Source organism: Sorangium sp. So ce1504 (assembly GCF_051521635.1).
GTDB lineage: Bacteria > Myxococcota_A > Polyangia > Polyangiales > Polyangiaceae > Sorangium > Sorangium cellulosum_B.
This window is the reverse complement of the sequence record NZ_CP150365.1, coordinates 2885724-2904141: the sequence shown is the minus strand read 5'-3', so window position 1 is coordinate 2904141 and position 18418 is coordinate 2885724. Positions and strand designations below refer to the sequence as shown.

Below are 18418 nucleotides of genomic sequence, written 5' to 3'. Positions count from 1 at the left end.
CCGCCGAGGAGCTCGAGGCGGTGGTCCGCCGCATCGGCGAGAGCTACTTCGATTCGAGGTACGTTCGGTAGTGGTCCGGTTCGAGGATGGGGATCGCGTCGTTCTTCGTGACGCACGACATCCAGTACGGACCGGCGAGCCTCATGAACGCCTCGAACTGGGCCTCGGGCGTCGTCTCCTCGATGAAGTAGAAGAGCTTGTCGTGCACCATGTTCTCGATCTGGCTCTTCATCTCCTTGGGAAAACCCTTCGGGTCGCCCCAGAGGAAGACCTGTTCGCCGTGGCCGATGGCGCGCGTCAGGAGGATCTCGCCCTTGCCGTAGGCATCGACCGACGGGAATGCCGCCATGGTCCGACCCGAGATCAGCTCGCGGAAGTTTGCGACGGTCTTCGTCCGTCCGGCGTCCTGGTAGAGGCCGAGACGGCTCTTGCGCGCCTCGTCGATGAAGCGCAAAAACCCCGGCCCAGCCTCGGTCCCCTTGAAGAACTCCTCGAAGTAGTCGAGCGCAGTCTGGCGCTCGGGGCCGAAGGGGAAGTCCATCAGCGCCCAGCTCTGGACGAAGACGCCGTCCTCGAAGGCCGGGTCGCTCATGAAGAGCCTCTCCAAGTCCTTCCAGCAGCGGGTCAGCGCCGGGTACTTGTTCTCCGCGACGCACGCGATGCCGAAGAAAAGGAGAAAGCGGTACGCACGCATGTACTCGGCGAAACCAGGCGGACCCTCGATCCTCTCGGTAAGGAAGGCGTGAGCTGCCTTCACGTTCCGAAGCTGGTCGAGCGTGAAGCGCGACGGATCCAGATTGCCCGGCAGAATCGAGAGCCACGCGGGCTTCTTCTTCGCCATCGGGCCAGCGATAGCAGGCGGCGCGGCGGGCTTCCATCCCCAGCGCGGCGGAAAGTTCAGCGGTCCAGCCGCCGGGAGGGCCGCTGAACACGCAGCCGGTCGATCGGACCGAGCCGAGTAGCCGACGCCGAGGAGATCGAGGAGAAGGGGCGGACAGCCTGCCGCTGATCGCCGCCGCGGCAGACGCCGTCGAGAACATGCTCGCCGCCGGATCTCGGCCATCACCTCCTCGTGCAGGATGAACGGCCCCGCCGCGCCGGCCGCGACCGCCTCGCGCTCCTCGCCCGAGATCTGCTCGTCGTAGACCACGGGCGCGAGGCGGAACGCCCGCAAGACCGGGGCCTTCTCGTCGAGATCGGGAGCCATGAGTGCTCGTCCAGGCCAAGGACAAGTGCCGGCGTGGACACTTCTGGGTGCTCGTGGCCGACCGAGACCACGTGCTCTTCCGCTTCACGCCGCGTCACAACCAGGATGGCCCCAAGGAGTTTCTCCGCGGATACAAGGGCTACGTCCAGGCCGACGCATCGAGCGTCTACGAGGAGCTGTTCCGGACCGAACAGGTCACCGAGGTCGGCTGCTGGGCCCATCGCCGCCGGCGCTTCTTTGAAGCGATGTCGTCGGACCGGGAGCGTGCGATGACGGCGCTCGGCTTCATTCACCAGCTCTTCGCCATCGACGAGGCGACCAAGGACCTGGCTCCCGGTCGCCGCACCGAGCAGCGCCGAAGCCATGCCCAGCCCGTGCTCGATGCCTTCCGCGCGTGGCTCGACAGCGAGGAGCTGCTCGTGCTGCCCAGGAGCCCCATCGCTGGCGCCATCGGGTATGCGCGCAACCAGTGGCCCGCGCTCATCCGCTTCCTTGAGGATGGGCGGCTCCGCCTGGACAGAGAGCTCGATCTGCTTGGTGGTGAGGGGGCGCGCTTCGAAGCTCGCGTGACCGGAACATCGTCCGCTTCACCCTCGTACTGCGAGATCGGAACGACCTTGGCCCTGGGCATGCAATGCTTCTTGTGGTTCCACACCAGCATGTGATCGGAAATGCCGAATTTCCGAGCAGTACGCCGGAGGGAGAGCTCGTTCGTTCGTTCGGAGGATCCTCTCGATCTCCGCACGAGCCTCATGTCTACAGACCGCACAAGCCATCGTACGTCTGGAAGTATGACGCACGAAATCGAGCAACAAGCAATTACGGCTTTCCCACATCAAGATTTCACGCTGAAGAGACGAGAAGAATGGCGTCGAACAGCCTGGCAGGCTCGTCCTTGACGTGGCCAGGGGCCGGGCTCCACGTGCTCCTCGGGGGAAGCACATGAGACGGCTGCTGTGCGTGCTGGGTCTTCTCGGAGCCACAGGTCTGGCGACGATGGTGGGATGTGGAGCATCGCCAGAGGTGGACGAACCTGAAGCGGCCAGCGGCGAGGTCGAACTGCCTGACTCCCTGGACGAGTGCAACCGGGCATGTCGGAACGGACAGCAGGCGATGGAGCAGTTTTGCGCCCAGCTACCACCGGACCCTCGCTTGAGGGCGGGTTGCTGGGCGGCGGCGTAAGGGTAGCTTGGTCGCGTGCCTCGGCTGGTGTTACTGGCACTACGGCACGTGAAGAGGACGTCCGCTTGACACCCTGCGGGAAGGGGCCGCAAGGTGCGTCCTATGCAGGACGACACCCCGCTCGAACCCATCGCAGAACGCCGCCTCTCGGTCGTGGGCGAGCCCGGTCGGGTGGTGACCGTGACCATCGGCAAGCCGGTGTAGAAGGCGTCCGGCGACTGGGCGTGCCCGGTCGATATTCAGGGACTTGGGAAAGCGGTGCGAGATTCCGCCTACGGTGTGGACGCCGTGCAAGCTCTACAGCTCGCCTTCGAGACGGCTCGTCAGTCCCTCAAGAACTCTGGGCTTCCGGTCACCTGGTGCGACGGAGAGCCCGGAGAGACGGGATTCCCCGTCGCCGTGCCGTACATCTTTGGACGCACCTTCGAGGACAGGATGGAGCGGCTGATCGAGGATGAGATCGAGAAGGCCGTGGAGGCGAAGAAGAAGGGGGCGCCCGGCTGAAGCCAGGAAGTGATGCTCGGCGCCTGGACCTCGATCGGTAAGGGACGCTATCGGCCTCAGCCGGGGGGCGAGCCTCGGCGAGCCCTGTGGGTCTGGCTCTGGTCGATCGCCTGGCACGAGGCGAGCCACTACCGGGGCAGGGCGTTCCGACGCCGGGAGGTCTGGATGGCCGACCCGTGGACGGCCGGCCCCGAGCCGATCGTCAAGCACGACCCGGTAGACCGGATCGACGCCCAAGAGGGGATCCTCACCATCCGCCGGCTGCCGCTTCATCTGCGTACGGTCCTTCGCTTAGGGGGCATCGGCCTCGGGGCGACCGAGCTCGCCAGCCTCCTCGGTGTCCCGGTCCCGACCGCGGCATCTCGGCTTCGACGAGGGCGGCAGCTCCTCGGCCAGATGCTGGCAAGGGGAAGGCGATGAACAAGGGGCGGCTACCCCGATACCGTGCACCCACGCAGCAACCTGTATCTCTCCTGGTGCGCCTTGATCCTGAGGGTGATCTGCTCCCAGGGAAGGGGCTGAGCTTCACCTGAGAGGGTTCGTCGCAGCTCATGATGCAGGTCGAATATGACGATCTGCTGGAGCGCATCTCCCGGCGCGACCGGGAATAGCTGATTGCGCATTCCCGTGGTCGCATAGACGCCGGTTTCTGGAGTGATCTTCATCCATGCCAAGGCGTGACAGTTGTCCTTGTCGTCGGCTCCAATGATGAATGATGGGGCGCTTTGGATGCACTTCCCCGCCTCCCTGAGCGCTTGGATCTCCATTTGCACTTCAATTGTCAACCACAAGGGGAACCGCCGCTTGTGGTCGGACCAGGACACGAAGAGGAAAGGGTCGAAGGGTTCATCCCACGGGACGGCTCCCTTCTCCTGGGCGTCGAAGAACGCATGGGCAGCGAACCACACATCTACGTACCAACTCAGCAGGTCCATGCCGCGGTACTTCTTGTTCAGGTACCTGGAGTTGATGCGGAGGATCGGGAACCGGAACCGCTCGCAGAGTGCGTTCTTCTTCTCGTCGCGGCGCCTCTGCACCTCGGAACGATGGGATGCCCCGTCGAACTCGACCGCGAAGAGCGGAATGCTCTTCGCGTCTGCGACCACGAAGTCGAAGTGCGCCTGGAGGGCGTACCGGAAGAGCTCGGAGGGCAGGCCGCTACCCTCAATGGGCAGGACCTCTTTCAGTCCGACCTTGGGGCACACGCGGGCGCCGAACCCGCTGCACGTCTCCTGGAGCCTGGCGTCGGTAACCTTCTCGTAATCGTCGACCAGGATGGGCTTGAACGTCGGGGACTTCGACGAGTCCTTGGGCGAGGGCTCGGACATCCTGGCGAGCCTAAAACGCGCTCGGCCGGGCAGCCTGGACACTGGTCACGTGTACAGCATACTTTTGTATGGACCTGGACAATTTGATTCGTAAGTTGAATCACATGACTACTCCACAGGGCCAGGCGGAGCTCGTGGAGAAGGACTACGCGCACATCCGGTGCCCCGAGCATGGCGGCTCGACGATGGCCGAGCCGGACCCCGCGGAGCAGGGGAGTTTCTTCTACTCGTACTGCTGCGAGAAGCTCCAGGAGCTCGTCCACGCCGAGAGGGCTAGCTCGGGCTAGCCGTGGCCCCCGATCACGTTGCCTCACGTTGCCACGCCGGGTGGGTCGTAGCGTCCCGTCGCGTCCCGTCCGGTAGCCGATGGGGGCTAACCCTGCGGAATGACGTAGATTTACCTAGCACCCCCGGCAAGAATTGAACTTGCGACCTTCGGTTTAGGAAACCGCTGCTCTATCCACTGAGCTACGGGGGCAGGGGCGACAGCCGCTACGGGCGCCGGACCCTGGCACACCTCGCCTCACGCATCAAGCCAGATCCCCAGCCACGCCTTCGTCCAGCCCGCTCTTCCGCCGCGCCTCACCGGCCCGCGCTCCTCCGCTGGCCGCCATCCCGCGCGCTTTCGCCTTCCGCCGCGCGCCTCGATCACTTCCACACCTCGCCCCAGAGCGCCGCCCCGATCGCCAGCGCGCCCGCGCCCCGCATCAGCCCTGCCCGCAGCGCCGCCACGGCGCGCTCGCGGTTCCCCCGCACCACCCGGGCGATCTGCTGCGCCCCCCGGTAGGCGTGGGTCGGCCTCACCACCTCGACGTGCACCTCGTCCCCGAGGCCGAGATCGATCCTCTCCCCCGTCCCCTTCCCCCCGACCCGCGCAGCGCTGCTCGCTGCGCCGTCGTCTCCCGCCGCCATCACCCCCGTCGCCCCCGCCTCGATCTCCTCTGCGATCCGCTCCGCGACCTCGTCCCCCGCCCCGCTCCGCTCCCGCGGCAGCTTCAGCACCCTCGCGAGTTCCATCGCGTCCAGCGCGCACAGCCCCGCCACCACGGCGAACCCCATCGCCGCCACGAGGCGCCCCAGGTCGGGCGCCGCCGCCCCCGCCAGCCCCGACCCCAGCTGCAGCGCCACCGCGATCACCGCCGCCGTGGCCGCCCACACCGCCCGCCGATCCGAGAGCGCCACGATCGAGCCGGCGCGCGCCCGCCCGACGCGGTTCGCCGCGCTCAGCACCGCCGCGAGCGCCGGAACGAACGGCAGCGCGAACACGGCGCCGAACGCCGCGCCGATGATCATCCCTGCCGGCCCCGCCACGAGCCCGATGGTCATCCCGTTCACGACGCCAGCCACCACGATGGCCCACAGCGCCAGCACGCCCGCCACGAACGGCCCCCGCCGGGTCCACTTCCCCGGCGCGTCGACCCACGGCAGGCCGTCCGCCGGCGCATCGCCCGCGCCGAACGCCATCGAGCCATCGCCCCAGACGCCTCCGATCCGCGGCGTCAGGTAGTGACCCAGCAGCGCCGCGACGATCGGGGTCACACCCGCGAGCAGGAAGCGGGGCACGAGCTCGTCCATCTCGAGAACGTCGGCGGTGAGCCAGCCGCCCACGAGCCCGATCGCCCCGCAGGGGAGCACGAGCGACACGGGCGCATCAGGCGACATGGAATCGGACGTTGAACGCGGCATCTTGAAACCCTCCGGCTCGTTCGTTCCCCTTCGACGCGCAGGCCCTCGAGCAGCTTCCAGGTCCCTGGCGCGCCGCCCGACCTTCCATCATCTCACCACGGCGCTCCACGCGCACTGCACACGGTCCGCGCCATCAGCCCGGCCCCGCCTGCGGGTGCGGGTAGTGGCTGAGCGCCACCAGGTTCCCGTCGGGATCGCGCGCGTACATCGTATAGGCGCTCTCCCGCTCGACGCCCACGCCGCCCGCGGCCAGCCGGCGGCGCCACGCCTCCCGCTCGGACGGCGCGATCCCGAGGGCGACGCAGTGCCAGCCTGGCGCCTCGTCCGCGCGCATCGGCCCGGCGGCGCCCGCCCGCTCCACGGCCAGAAAGGCGCCGCCCCCGAGATCGAGCCACACCGACCGAGGCGCTCCGGCCTCGTCCGTCCAGCGCCGCACCACCGGCAATCCGAGGACACCCGCGTAGAACGCCTCGGCCCGCACCAGGTCGCGCACGACCACGGCCAGATGATGGACCGACAGCGACGCTACCGTCCCGCTCATACAGCGCCCTCATTTCAGCGCCTTTCACGCGGCGACGCACCTGAAAAGCCACGCGGGCGCCGCGCAGCCGACGCCTCGCCGACGCCGGGCGCTCGATCGGCCGGCGCTCGACGCGTTCGACCTGTCTTGCCCCGGCAGGGCGCCTCGTCTATGGTCCCGCTCGCGGACGCGCTCTGCCCGGGGAGTCGCACAGTCCGGTAGTGCACGAGCTTTGGGTGCTCGTTGTCGCGGGTTCAAATCCCGCCTCCCCGACCCTCTCCGACGATCCTCGCCCCTCGCGAGCCGGGCGGCCCCGGTGGCCCCGGCGCTGCGGCTCAGCTGGATCGCCGCTCGCGTCGCCATCGCTTCCGCCATCGCACCCGCCGCGCGCATCGAACTTGGCCTCCTCGGGTCCGCTGCGCATAGTCCCGCCGATGTCGACGCCCGTAAGACTCCTGCTCGGCGCATGTCTCTCCCTGTCCGTCGTCGCAGGGTGCGGCGGGCCGCAGACGGCCGCCCCGGCAGCGGCTCCGGCGCCGCGCGCGCAGAGCGCGGCGCCGCCCAAGCAGGCGGTGCCCGCCGGGCAGCTCGCCCGCGCCGACGTCGACCGGGTGCTGCTGCAGGGGCCGCCCTGGATCCTGCGGCGCGTGCCGGTCGAGGAGGTCGTCCGGGCGGGCGCGTTCATCGGCTGGAAGATCCTCGCGCTGCCCGCGGACTGGAGCAGCATCGAGCTCAAGACCGGCGATGTCGTCACCCAGGTCAACGGCACGACCCTGGAGCGCCCGGACGACCTGTTCGCGGCCTATCGCGCCCTGGCCAGCGCCAGCGAGCTCAAGATCACGTACGAGCGCGAGGGCGCCGCGCGCGAGCTCGTCGTACCCATCGTCGGGGCCCCGTCCAAGGAGACCGTCGAGACCTTCGCGAGCGACAGCCCCCCGCGCCGCGCGACGACCGCCCGGCCGCGGGGAACGACGGTGATCGAGGAAGACGACGGCGGCGCGCCGCTCGACGGCAGCGCGCCGTGAAGCGCGTACCGGCGCCGCGCGCGCATCGCACGGCGCCGCGCCTCACATGTCGAAGGCCAGCCCCAGGACCCACGTCGAGGTGCCGACGTGCATCTGCGGGCGCGAGCCCAGCCCGTCGAGGTTCGCGAACATCCACTCGCCGAACAGGTACGTGTGGTTGATGCCCGTCGTCTCATCGAGCTGGGAGGCCGAGCGGCGGTCCAGCCAGTTGAGCGCGAGCATCCCGCCGAACGCGAGGTGCGTGCCCCACGTGATGCCCTCGCCCCGGACGCCATCGGGCACCGGCGTGACAGGGCCCGACGTCGAGGTCCATAACCCCATCCCCAGGCCCACCTTCGCGTAAGGCACGATCGGGACGCCCGTCTTGCGCATCAGCTCGTCGGCGCGGAGGACGGCCGACAGGTGCATCGGCATGATGGTGAGCGAGGTCTCCTCTGCCTCGGCCCTGTCGTCGCTGCCCGCCACGAAGGCCTTCGCCGACGCCGACGTGTACCCCCAGCCGAACCCTGGGCCGATCGCGCCGACGTACGGGATCCGGAGCGGCAGCCAGTCGACCTCGACACCGAAATAGAAATTCTGGCCGTCGCCGAAGGTCTTCCCGTAGGGGCCCGCGCCGGAGAACTCCTCGTCGACCTGGGGAGAGTACGGGGCGAAGCGGAGCTCGAACGCGAAGCTCTGAGGAGACGCATAGCGCTCCTCTCGCTGGATCCTCGAGCGATCGTGCTGCCGCCAGTCGCCCATCCCGTAGCTCGTTTGCGCGCCGGCGACGGAGGCGGCGAGGAGCGCCGCGCTGCCGGCGAGGCAGGCGGCCGCCTGATGACGGAGATGACAGCTCATTCGCTCTCCTGCGTGAAGGAACACGCGTGCGCGCGCGCGTGGCGTCGACGACGACGGCTCCTGCGCAACAACCCGAGCGCCGCGCCGGCCGCGACGGCGGCGAGCGGCGCTGCGGCCCACCGGCCCGCCCCCACCGGCCCTTCGATGCTGCAAAAGCCCCCACCGGCTTGCCCGCCGGCGTCCCGGTACTGCTCGAAGAACCCGTCGACGTCGGTCGCGGTCGCACAGGAGATCGCCGACAGCGGCCCGGCATTGCCCACCTGGTCATAGGCCGCGACGCCGACGGCATACGATCTACCGTTGACGATGTTCTCCGTGGCCTCGCCACGGCTGGCCCTCCCCACGCTGCCGCACTGGTACTTGGCGTCCGGGATCTCCCCCGAAACCAGGAGCGACGACTGACAACCGGCGCTGCCGCCCCCCGTCGCGCTGCCTCCGGCTCCCCCTGCGCCGTCGCCGCCTCCGGCTGCTCCGCCTCCGGTGCTGGATCCCCCTGCGCCGTCGCCGCCTCCGGCCGCTCCGCCTCCGGCGCTGGATCCCCCCGCGCCATCGCCTCCTCCGGCTGCCCCTGCCCCGCTCGAAGCTGCAGCGGACTGCCCCCCATCATCGCAGTAGAGGTAATAGCCCTGCACGTCCTCGTCCTCGTTCTGCTTATAGTCGACGAGGAGACGACCATCCCCGGGGTGCGCCGCCACGCCGGTCGGCGGCTTCGGGCCCTGGAGGTCCATCTTGCTGGTATCCCACTTGGCGTGATCCGGGTTGTCCTGGTCCGAGGAGACGAGCCGCAGGAAGTAGATGTTCAGCGGGACCGCGCCGGTGCTGGCCCTCGTGCTGTCGCAGCCCTCCGCGCCGAGGGCCTCCGCGATCGCCTTCGCCGACACCTTGACGACCATCGTGTCATCCAGGTTCGACTCGGCCGACACCTGCTTGCACCGCGTGCCGGTGTCGCGGTTCGAATACGCAAGGCAGTCCAGCGACTCGCTGACCCAGACGGCGAGCGTATCGCTGGTCGAGAAGCCGCTCAGCGTGAGCGTGAACTCGAGATCGTTGTTCGTCAGGCAGTCCTCGCGGCTGATCCAGAGCGGGTACTGCGCGTCTGGCCGCTGCAGCTCGGTGCGCTTCACGTCGGTGCTGATGGTCACCGTCGCGCCGGCCTGTCGCGCGCCTCCAGCGAGCGCCGCCGCCGCGAGGGCCACCGCGCACAGCCGGGGGAGATGCCGCCGCCCTCGCGGCCGGAGCCGGACGGGATACCTTGTCGTGTCCATGGGCGCGTCCTTTCAGCACAGCTCGTACCACGCCGCAAATGCCTCGCACAGCCCTTCGAACGGCGCGGAAATCGTTCGTGCGCCCGCGTGCGCCCGCGCCGGATACCGCGTCGAACGCGCCCTCAGAGGCCCCCGCGGTCCCGTCGGAGGCGTCCTTGGAGGCGTCCTCGACGCCCCACCTCGGAGGCTCGGAGGCGCGCCGCATGACGAGCTGGCCATGGTCGCCGTCCGTTCCTGACAAGTTGGCATCGGCGCCGCGGAGCAGGGCGAGCGGACCGCCGCGCAGCGCCATGGGCCGACGGACGAGCTGCGTGGCCCGAAACACGCGCTCTTCGAGAGAGCTCGGCTAGCTTGAGGCAGGTGGATTCGACCGACGCCGCTCCCCCGCAGCCGGGCTCGAAGGCAGGGCCGAGCGCGAAGGAGCGCGCCGCGGCGCCGGAGACGGTGCGCGCTGGGCAGCCCAGCGCGCGCCCGGAAGGCGCGCCCGCGTCCGGGGTCACCCCGTCGGTGCGCCCGACCTCGAGCCGGCCCAGCCGGCTGCAGCCGAGCGGCGCCGCGCCTGACGCCCACACCGCCGTCCTCGGCGTCCCCCTCACCCGCGTCGAGCTGCACCGGACCGCGCTGCTCTTCTGCCTGCTCTTCCTCGCCGCCCTCCTCTTCGTCGTCGGCCGCTCCGCGCGGGACGCGCTCTTCCTCACCAGGTTCCCCGTCACCTGGATCGCGCCGATGTGGATCGTGTACGGCGTCGCCTCCGCCGTCGCCGCGCTCGCCTACGACCGCGTAGCCCGCCACCTGCCGCGCGCCCAGCTGTGCGTCGCCTTCGCCCTCTTCGGCGCCGCCACGTTCGCGCTGCTGCGCGTCCTCATCGGCCAGGAGGTGCGCGCCGCGACCCTGGTCTTCTACATCTGGTCCGAGATCATCGCGAACTTCACCGCCGTCCTCGTCTGGGCCGTCGCCCAGGACCTGCACGACCCGCGCAGCGCCAAGCGCCTCTTCGGCCTGATCGGCAGCGGGCGCGTCGTCGGGACCGTCGCCTGCGGCTTCGCGACGGGCGCCGTCGTCCGGTGGATCGGCACCGAGAACCTCCTGTTCGTGCTCATCGCGGCGCTCCTCGCCATGGCCGCGCTCACGACCGCGCTCGCGCGGCGCTACCCGCTCGGGCGCCCCCCGTCCGGCGACGAAGAGCTCCTCCAGGCCCGCCTTCCGCGCATGGACGTGTGGCGATCGCGCTACGCCCTCACCGTCGCGCTGCTGACCTGCCTCCTCTTCACGGTCCTCACGATCGGCGACTACCAGTTCAAGGCGATCGCCCTCACGGCCTACCCCCACGTCGACGACCTCACCCGGTTCATGGGGTTCCTCTACGGCGCCGTCGGCGTGGTCGGCCTCCTCGTGCAGCTCGTCGCGACCCCCCGGGTCCTCCGGCGCCACGGCGTGCTCGGCGGGCTGCTCGCCATGCCGGCCGCGTTCACCGCGAGCACCGTCGCGCTGCTCGCGGCGCCGTCGCTCGCCTGGGGCGCGATCCTCAAGCTGAGCGACAACGCGCTGCAGCTCACGATCTACGACGCGACGATGCAGCTCTTGTTCTTCCCGTTCCAGCCGGCGCTGCGGGAGCGGGTGCGGACGCTCGTCTCCACGATCGCCAAGCCCCTCGGCTACGGGCTCGGCGCGCTGATCCTGCTCGCCGTGGCGCCCACCGCCGCGACGGGCGCCGCGCTCGTCGAGGAGGCCGCGTGGATCGGCGTCTACTCCCTCCCGCTCTGCGTCGCGTCCATCGCCCTCCTCCCGCTCGTGCGGCGCGGCTACTTCGACGCCATGCGCCGGACCTTGATGCGCCGCCAGATCGAGCCGGACAGCGTCGCGTACGGCCCCCAGACGCGCGCGATCCTCAAGGAGGCGCTCTACAGCCGCGCCATGATGCAGGTGCTCTTCGCGGTCGAACAGCTCCAGCAGCTCGACCCGACCCTCGTGCGCGAGGCCGTGCCCGCGCTCGCGCGCCACGGCTCGGCCAGGGTGCGCGCGCTCGCGGTGCGCCTCGCGGCCGAGCTCGAGCACGAGGAGGGGGCGAGCATCGCGCGCGCGGCGATCCACGACCGGAACACCGACGTCCGCGTCGCCGCCGTCGCCGCGCTCGCCGCGCTGCTGCGGGAGGACGCCCACGACGAGCTGCTCGCGCTCGCGCGGGAGGGCGCCGCGCCCCGCGCCGCGGCGGACGCGACCGGCGGCGAGGCGCTCCGGGCCGCCGCGATCGCCGCGCTCCTGCGCTACTGCGGCCTCGACGGCATGCTCGAGGGCGCGCCGCGGCTGCGCGCGCTGCTCGACAGCCCGTCGCCCCGCGATCGCGTCGCCGCCGCCAGGATCCTCGGCCTCGTCGGCCACGCGTCGCTCCAGCGCGCCCTCGCGCGGCTCATCGGCGATCCCGACCCCGCGGTGCGGCGCGCGGCCGTGCGCTCCTCGTCGAGCGTCGCCGACCCGCGCCTGCTCCCCCTGCTCGCGGACGCGCTCGCCGAGCGCGCCCTCGCGCCGGCCGCGGCCCGGGCCATCGAGGCGCTCGGCGACGACGCCATCCCGGAGCTCGCGGCGCGCCTCGGCGACGACAGCACCCCGCGGGCCGTGCGGCTCGCGATCCCGCGGGTGCTCGCGCGGCTCTGCAGCCACGAGGCGCTCGACGTGCTGCTCGCCCGGATCGACCACCCGAACGAGGCCCTCCGCCAGAAGGTGCTCGCGTCGGCGTCGCGCCTGCGCCTCGCGCTGCGCGCGCCGCCGGCGCCTCTCCGCGTGATCCGCGCCTGCATCGACGACGAGACGGTGGAGCACGTCCGCACGCGCGAGGCGTACATCGCGGTGCGCCCCCGCGTCGTCGGCGCGCTGCTCGATCAGCACCTGCTCCGCCGGCTGCGGAAGGGGCTCATCCGCGTGCTCCGGCTGTGCGAGCTCGCCTACCCGCGCGAGGTCGTCGCCCTCGTGCGCACCCACGTCTTCGGCCCGGATCCCGCGCTGCGGGCCAACGCGTTCGAGGTGCTGGAGTCGCTCCTCGACCGCCCGCTGCGCGAGCGCCTCGTCTCCCTCGTCGAGCGGCTGCTCGAGCTGTCCGCGGCGTTCCCCCGGAGGCCCCTGCCGCCGGAGACCGGGGTCATCTCCTGGATCCGCCACGAGATCGTGCGCGGCGACCCCTACAGCGCCGCGCTCGCGCTCGATGCCGTCGCCCGGAGCTCCATCTCCGGCGCCGCCGGGGACGCGCTCGCCGCGACCTACGATCCGGACCCGCTGGTCCGCGAGGCGGCCGCCATCGCGGTCGCCGTCACGTCGCCGCCGGGCGCCCGCGAACGGCTGGACGCGCTGCGGGCCGATGAGGATCCCGCGGTGGCCCGTTACGCACGATACTGGGCGGTCACCGGCGGCACCGGCATCGACCCCGAGGACGAGATGTACACGACGATCGAGAAGGTCCTGTTCCTCCAGCGTGTTCCGCTCTTCTCCCGCGTGGCCGGCGACGATCTGGTGGCGCTGGCGCGCGGCTCGCTCGTGGTGTCGCTGGCCCGGGGCGACGTGATCTTCCGCCAGGGCGAGCCTGGCGGCGCGCTCTACTCGATCATCTCGGGCGAGGTGAGCCTCACGCTGGACGGCCGCGAGATCGCGCGCCTCGGCGCGAACGACGTGTTCGGCGAGATGTCGCTCTTCGACAGCGAGCCGAGGGCCTCGACCGCGGTGGTGACCGAGGACGCGGAGCTGCTCCGGGTCTCCGCCGAGGATTTCCACGAGGCGGTGCGGGAGACGGCCGAGATCGCGGACGCCGTGATCCGGGTGCTGAACCGGCGCCTGCGCGAGGCCGACCGCAAGCTGGCCGACGCGCACGCGCGGCTGTCGCTCCTTCCGAGGCCGCCGGCGCTGCCCGGGAGAGCGCCGCCTCCGGGGGACGAGACGCCGGCGCTCGACGACAGCGACCTGGACTGAGGAGCGCCGCGCGCCACCTCGATCGAGCGAGCGCTGCCGGTGCACGCCGCGTGGAGCGCCGGCGCGGGCGATGCGGAGCGTAGTTTGCAGTGCAGCTGCAATATTCGAGCACCTAGGGACGTCCAAGGGCGGCCGAAGAGGTCTCGGGACCCCGAGCCGAGGCCAGCCTGACCTCTCCCTGGCACCTCTCTCCAGAAGGACCCGCATGGCATTGCTGCATTTCCCGCTGTTCGCTTCCCTTTCGCGCCCTTCGGCCGCGGCGCCGCGCCTCCTCGGGGCGCGGCTCCGCCGGCTCGGGGGCGCGCTGCCGCTGGCCGCCGCGCTCATGGCCGCGCCCGCATGCGCCGCCGCCGAGGGGTATCCGCAGGGCGCGAGCTACGCCCCGTACGGCGCTGACGAGACCTTTCCTTCACAGCCCGCCGCGACCCGGCCGGTCCAGGTCGAGGTCCGCGTGAGCGCGCAGACGCAGCTGGAGGCGGACGAGTACGACGACACCGATCCGAGCGCCCTGATCGAGTTCTACCGGCCGCTCGCCCCCTACGGCACCTGGGTCGACGACCCGAGCTACGGCAGGGTCTGGGTGCCTTCCTGGTCCGAGGTTGGCCTCAATTTCGCGCCCTACCAGACCGACGGGCACTGGGCGCTGACCGACGACGGCGAGTGGCTCTGGGTCAGCGACTACGCGTGGGGTCACATCCCCTTCCACTATGGCCGCTGGATCCGGACGACCGGCCACGGCTGGGCGTGGATCCCGGGGCGCGCGTACGCCCCGGCGTGGGTCGTCTGGCGCGTCGGCGGTGACGGCTACGTCGGCTGGAGCGCGATGCCGCCCACCTACGCCTGGCGCAACGGCGTCGCGGTCTCGCTGAGGACCCTTCCCCCTGAGGCGTATGTCTTCTGCCCGACGACGCACGTATTCCACGATCACGTCGACATGCATGTCGTCCGCGATCGCGATGAGATCCGGCGCATCACCAGGCGCTCGCGCACCTACAGGCCGGCGCTGCCGACCGCGGGCACGCCCGAGCGCAGCTGGGCCCGCCCGGATGGGGCGGAGCGATCGAGCTCGTACGACGGGATGCGTTCTGGCGGCTATCGCCCGGCGTCGCCCTCGCTCGTCGAGATCGGCATTCCGTCTTCGGACGCGCCGAGGTTCCGCGGCAGGCCGGACCCGCGCGCTCTTGCCTATTCGCGCAAAGCGGCGACGCCGAGCGCGCACGTCGCGCCGGCGCCGGTACCGCGTCTCTCGGCGCCCCCTGCTCCCTCGGGCGGCGACCGGCCCCAGGCGCGCACGCTGCACGCCCCGCGGACACCCGCGTTTCCGGCCCCGACCCCGGAGCCGCGCGTAGGCGCCACGCCGCACGTCATCGCCCCGCCGCGCGCCGCCGCGCCGCGGGTCGGTGCCACGCCGCGCGTCGTCGCCACGCCGCACGTCGGCGCCACGCCGACCACGTCACACGCGGTCCCGCACCATGCGCCGTCGGTCTCGGCGCCGCGACCGATGCGACCGGCGACACCGGCGCCGCACGCGAGCGCGACGGTCGCGAAGCCGCCTGCGATCCCGAGCGCGCCGTCGTCCCCGGCGCGCCCCAGGATTCGCATCCCGTCAAGCCCGGCTGCGGAGGAGGCGGCGCCGGCGCCTGCATCCGGTCGCCCGCAGTCGAGGTGACGCGTGGTCCACGTATTGCGACGTCCGCGCGTAGGAGAAGAACCGATGACTGCTCCCGCCGACTTCATGAAGCGTCGTTCCGTGGGGATATGGTCGTTCCTGCTCGTCGCTGCGCCCCTCGGCTTGGGCGGCTGCGTTCTCGCCGACGACGAGGATGCCCGCCGCGATGAACCCCAGGTGCACAACGGCGACGAGGACGAGGGGGACAGCCGCGTCCCTCCGCCACGTGCACGTGCGGGCGACCCCCGGCTCGTCGCCATCGATACGGGCGCGGTCCTGAGCAGCCCGCCGGGCGAGGGCATCGGCATCTTCCTCGAGTACGCGCCCGGCGGGACGTGGAAGCTCTGGACGACCTGCGACACCAACACCTCCAAGGTCATCTGCAGCTTCGATCTCTATGTCTCGGTGGACACGTCGTCCCAGCTGTTCGACATCGTGGGGATCGAGCTCGAGACGAAGGACTCGACGCGCCTCGTGAGCGATGGCGTCGCGCATCTCCACGCCGAGACCGGCTCGGACATCGACGCGATGGAGTTCACCACGACCCAGGGCGCCATCATCCGGCTGGAGGCCTACGTCGACGGGGTCCTGCAGCCTCGCTTCGTCTACTGGTTCGGCAACGGCGTCCTGCACCAGGGCGCGCCCACCAACCCGCTCGACTTCAAGCCGACCGCGCCCTGAGGGCGCGATCCCGCCGCTCCTCCCGCTGCCCGCGCTGCGGGAGGAGCCCCCGGCGAGGGCGCACGCCGCTGCCTCAACCTCGGTCGGACGCCGACACCTCAACCTCGGTCGGGCGCCGACACCTCAACCTCGCGCCGACACCTCAACCTCGGTCGGGCGCCGATACCTCAACCTCGGTCGGGGGCCGACGCCTCAACCTCGGTCGGGCGCCGACACCTCAACCTCGGTCGGGCGCCCATGCCTCAACCTCGGTCGGACGCCGCGGCGAATGGCACGCAAGCGCGGCGCTCCGGATGGTGGCCTGCAATGTGCAATGTCGGGCGCGCAGGGACGTCTGAAGAGATCTGAGGGCGCCCGAGGCCAGCCCGACCTCTCCCTGGCACCCCTCTCCAGAAGGACCCATCATGCTGCCGATGCCTTTCCCGCTGTCCGCTTCCCCCTTGCGCCCTGCACCCGCGGCGCCGGGCATCCCCGGGGCCCGGCTCCGCCGGCTCGGCGGCGCCCTGCCGCTGCTCGCCGCGCTCATCGCCGCGCCCACGAGCGCCGCCGCCCAGCCCGCCGAGCCCCCGTCGGTCCAGGTCGACGTCCGCGTGAACGCCGAGTTCGAGGCGGACGAGTACGAAGACACCGACCCGAGCGCCCTGGTCGAGTTCCAGCAGCCGCTCGCCGCGTACGGCACCTGGATCGACACCCCGGGCTACGGCACGGTCTGGGTGCCCTCCGCGGTCGTGGTCGGCCCGGATTTCGCGCCCTACCAGACCGCGGGCCACTGGGCGCTGACCGACGACGGCGAGTGGCTCTGGGTCAGCGACTACGCGTGGGGCCACATCCCCTTCCACTATGGCCGCTGGGTCTGGATCTCCTCCCACGGCTGGGCCTGGATCCCGGGGCGCACGTACGCCCCGGCGTGGGTCGTCTGGCGCGTCGGTGACGCCGGCTACGTCGGCTGGGCCCCGATGCCGCCCACCTACTACTGGAGCAGCGGCGTCGCGGTCTCGCTGTGGACCGTTCCCCCTGCGGCGTACGTCTTCTGCCCGACGACGCACGTGTTCCACCGCCACGTCCACACGCACGTCGTCCGCGATCGCGCGGTCGTCCGGCGCATCGCCGCGCACTCGCACACCTACAGGCCGGCGCGGCCGACCGCGGGCAGGCCCGGGCGCGCCGACGTCCGCCCGGGCGGCGATGGGGGCGCGGGCCGCTCGAGCCCGCCCCACGGCATCCGTCCTGGCGGCTACCGCCCGGCGTCGCCGTCGCTCGCGGAGGCCGGCGTTCCCTCCTCGGCCGCCCCGAGGCACCGCGACAGGCCGGATCCTCGCGCCCTCGCTTACGCGCGCAGGAGCACGACGCCGAACGCGCGCCTCGCGCCCCAGCCGGCGCGCCGTCCGGCGTCGCCAGCAGGCGACGACCGTCGCGCGGCGCCGGCGCTGCGCACGCCGCTGCACCCGCGGGGAACGCCCGTCGGCGACGCTCCGGCCCCGATCGCCAGGCCCGGCCTCCCCGCGCGGGGCGTCTCCGACGCGGGTGCGCTGCCCCGCACCGGCGCGAGCCCATCGCACCGGCCCTCGCGGCCGACGGTCACGCCGCCGTCGCCCGTACCCGCCCCGGAGCCGCCGGCCGCCTCGGCGCCGCGCGCCGTCGGCACGCCGGCCGCCACGCGTGCCCTCCCGCACCGATCGCCGTCGGCCACGGCGCCGCGGCCGCTGCCGCAGGCGACGCCAGCGCCGCAGCCGATCGCGAAGCCGCGCGCGCTCCCGAGCGCTCCGTCGTCCCCGCCGCGCCCCAGGATCCACCTTCCGTCAGGCCCGGCTCCGGGGAAGACGGCGCCGACGTCCGGTCGCCCGCGGTCGAGGTAGCGCTTGGTCCACGTCTTGCGACGTCCACGAGCAGGAGCAGATCCGATGACTCTTTTCGCTGACTTTGTGAAGCGTCGTTCACTGGGGCTGTGGTCGTTCCTTCTCGTCGCTGCGCCCCTCGCCTCGGCCGGCTGCATCATCGTCGACGAGGACGGCGACCACGATGGCCATCACGTCGACGACGACTGGGACGACGGCGACGACGACACCGTTCCCCCGCCGCCCGCGGACGACGTGCGGCTCGTCGCCATCGACACGGACGCCACCCTGAGCACCGAGCCGGGCGAGGGCGTCGGCATCTTCGTCGAGTACACGGAGGGCGGGACGTGGACGCTCTGGACGACCTGCGACACCAACACCTCCAAGGTCGTCTGCAGCTTCGATCTCTATGCCTCGGTCGACACGGCGTCCGAGCTCATCGACCTCGCGGGGATCGAGATCGAAAAGACGGACGCGACGCGCCTCGTCGACATCGGCGTCGCGTATTTCCACGCCGAGACCGGCTCGGACATCGACGCGATGACGTTTGCCACCACCCCGGGCGCCATCGTCCGGCTGGAGGCCTACCTCGACGGGGCGGAGGAGCCCCGCTTCGTCTACTGGTTCGGCGACGGCGTCCTGCACGAGGGCGCGCCCAGCAGCCCGATCGATTTCGAGCCGACCGCGCCCTGAGGGCGCGATCCTGCCGCCCGCTCCCCCCGCTG

At 71.4% G+C, this 18418-nt stretch carries 14 protein-coding genes, 2 tRNA genes and 1 pseudogene; 10 read left to right on the top strand and 7 right to left on the bottom strand.

Annotated features, from left to right (window positions below):
• Positions 1-43 precede the first annotated feature (43 nt).
• Positions 44-1207 (bottom strand): hypothetical protein, encoded by a 1164-nt coding sequence (locus WMF39_RS11285; protein ID WP_437745537.1) that lies wholly within the window; start codon positions 1205-1207, stop codon positions 44-46.
• Between the two features lie 2 nt (positions 1208-1209).
• Between WMF39_RS11285 and WMF39_RS11280 the strand changes: the two genes are divergently transcribed.
• Both WMF39_RS11280 and WMF39_RS11275 read left to right on the top strand, forming a co-directional pair.
• The gene (locus tag WMF39_RS11280; RefSeq protein WP_437745536.1) at positions 1210-1872 is read left to right on the top strand and encodes an IS66 family transposase; all 663 of its coding nucleotides are present in this window, start codon (positions 1210-1212) and stop codon (positions 1870-1872) included.
• 739 nt (positions 1873-2611) lie between these two features.
• Positions 2612-2893 (top strand): annotated as a pseudogene (locus tag WMF39_RS11275) (DUF6968 family protein); the annotation flags it as partial.
• 431 nt (positions 2894-3324) lie between these two features.
• Here the strand turns inward: WMF39_RS11275 and WMF39_RS11270 are convergent.
• A complete protein-coding gene (locus WMF39_RS11270; RefSeq protein WP_437745535.1) occupies positions 3325-4221 on the bottom strand; it encodes a DUF2726 domain-containing protein in 897 nt (298 codons plus the stop codon).
• A 104-nt stretch (positions 4222-4325) separates the two neighbouring features.
• On the opposite strand from WMF39_RS11270, the gene WMF39_RS11265 reads away from it, so the two are divergent.
• A complete protein-coding gene (locus tag WMF39_RS11265) occupies positions 4326-4508 on the top strand; it encodes a hypothetical protein (protein WP_437745534.1) in 183 nt (60 codons plus the stop codon).
• Positions 4509-4626: 118 nt separating this feature from the next.
• On the opposite strand, the gene WMF39_RS11260 is transcribed toward WMF39_RS11265, so the two are convergent.
• The 3 genes from WMF39_RS11260 to WMF39_RS11250 form a co-directional block, all read right to left on the bottom strand.
• Positions 4627-4699 (bottom strand) — tRNA-Arg (locus WMF39_RS11260).
• Between the two features lie 170 nt (positions 4700-4869).
• Positions 4870-5883, bottom strand: coding sequence for a hypothetical protein (locus WMF39_RS11255; RefSeq protein ID WP_437745533.1), 1014 nt, complete (start codon positions 5881-5883; stop codon positions 4870-4872).
• A 157-nt stretch (positions 5884-6040) separates the two neighbouring features.
• Positions 6041-6448, bottom strand: a complete 408-nt coding sequence (locus WMF39_RS11250; protein ID WP_437745532.1) for a VOC family protein — start codon at positions 6446-6448, stop codon at positions 6041-6043.
• A 178-nt stretch (positions 6449-6626) separates the two neighbouring features.
• Between WMF39_RS11250 and WMF39_RS11245 the strand changes: the two genes are divergently transcribed.
• Both WMF39_RS11245 and WMF39_RS11240 read left to right on the top strand, forming a co-directional pair.
• Positions 6627-6700, top strand: a tRNA-Pro gene (locus tag WMF39_RS11245).
• Positions 6701-6861: 161 nt separating this feature from the next.
• Positions 6862-7452 carry a serine protease gene (locus WMF39_RS11240; RefSeq protein ID WP_437745531.1) on the top strand — a complete coding sequence of 197 codons (591 nt, stop codon included), beginning with the start codon at positions 6862-6864 and terminating at the stop codon, positions 7450-7452.
• A gap of 42 nt (positions 7453-7494) precedes the next feature.
• On the opposite strand, the gene WMF39_RS11235 is transcribed toward WMF39_RS11240, so the two are convergent.
• Both WMF39_RS11235 and WMF39_RS11230 read right to left on the bottom strand, forming a co-directional pair.
• On the bottom strand, positions 7495-8289 hold the full coding sequence (locus WMF39_RS11235; RefSeq protein WP_437745530.1) for an MXAN_2562 family outer membrane beta-barrel protein: 795 nt from the start codon (positions 8287-8289) through the stop codon (positions 7495-7497).
• Positions 8286-9554 (bottom strand): hypothetical protein, encoded by a 1269-nt coding sequence (locus WMF39_RS11230; protein WP_437745529.1) that lies wholly within the window; start codon positions 9552-9554, stop codon positions 8286-8288. The genes WMF39_RS11235 and WMF39_RS11230 overlap by 4 nt, the downstream gene beginning before the upstream one ends.
• Before the next feature lie 360 nt (positions 9555-9914).
• On the opposite strand from WMF39_RS11230, the gene WMF39_RS11225 reads away from it, so the two are divergent.
• The 5 genes from WMF39_RS11225 to WMF39_RS11205 all read left to right on the top strand — a co-directional run bounded on the left by WMF39_RS11225 (position 9915) and on the right by WMF39_RS11205 (position 18386).
• On the top strand, positions 9915-13508 hold the full coding sequence (locus WMF39_RS11225; protein WP_437745528.1) for a HEAT repeat domain-containing protein: 3594 nt from the start codon (positions 9915-9917) through the stop codon (positions 13506-13508).
• A 205-nt stretch (positions 13509-13713) separates the two neighbouring features.
• Positions 13714-15177: a DUF6600 domain-containing protein gene (locus tag WMF39_RS11220; protein WP_437745527.1), complete on the top strand. Its 1464-nt coding sequence runs from the start codon at positions 13714-13716 to the stop codon at positions 15175-15177.
• 45 nt (positions 15178-15222) lie between these two features.
• The gene (locus WMF39_RS11215) at positions 15223-15858 is read left to right on the top strand and encodes a hypothetical protein (protein WP_437745526.1); all 636 of its coding nucleotides are present in this window, start codon (positions 15223-15225) and stop codon (positions 15856-15858) included.
• Between the two features lie 404 nt (positions 15859-16262).
• The gene (locus tag WMF39_RS11210) at positions 16263-17714 is read left to right on the top strand and encodes a DUF6600 domain-containing protein (protein WP_437745525.1); all 1452 of its coding nucleotides are present in this window, start codon (positions 16263-16265) and stop codon (positions 17712-17714) included.
• 45 nt (positions 17715-17759) lie between these two features.
• The gene (locus WMF39_RS11205; protein ID WP_437745524.1) at positions 17760-18386 is read left to right on the top strand and encodes a hypothetical protein; all 627 of its coding nucleotides are present in this window, start codon (positions 17760-17762) and stop codon (positions 18384-18386) included.
• Positions 18387-18418 lie beyond the last annotated feature (32 nt).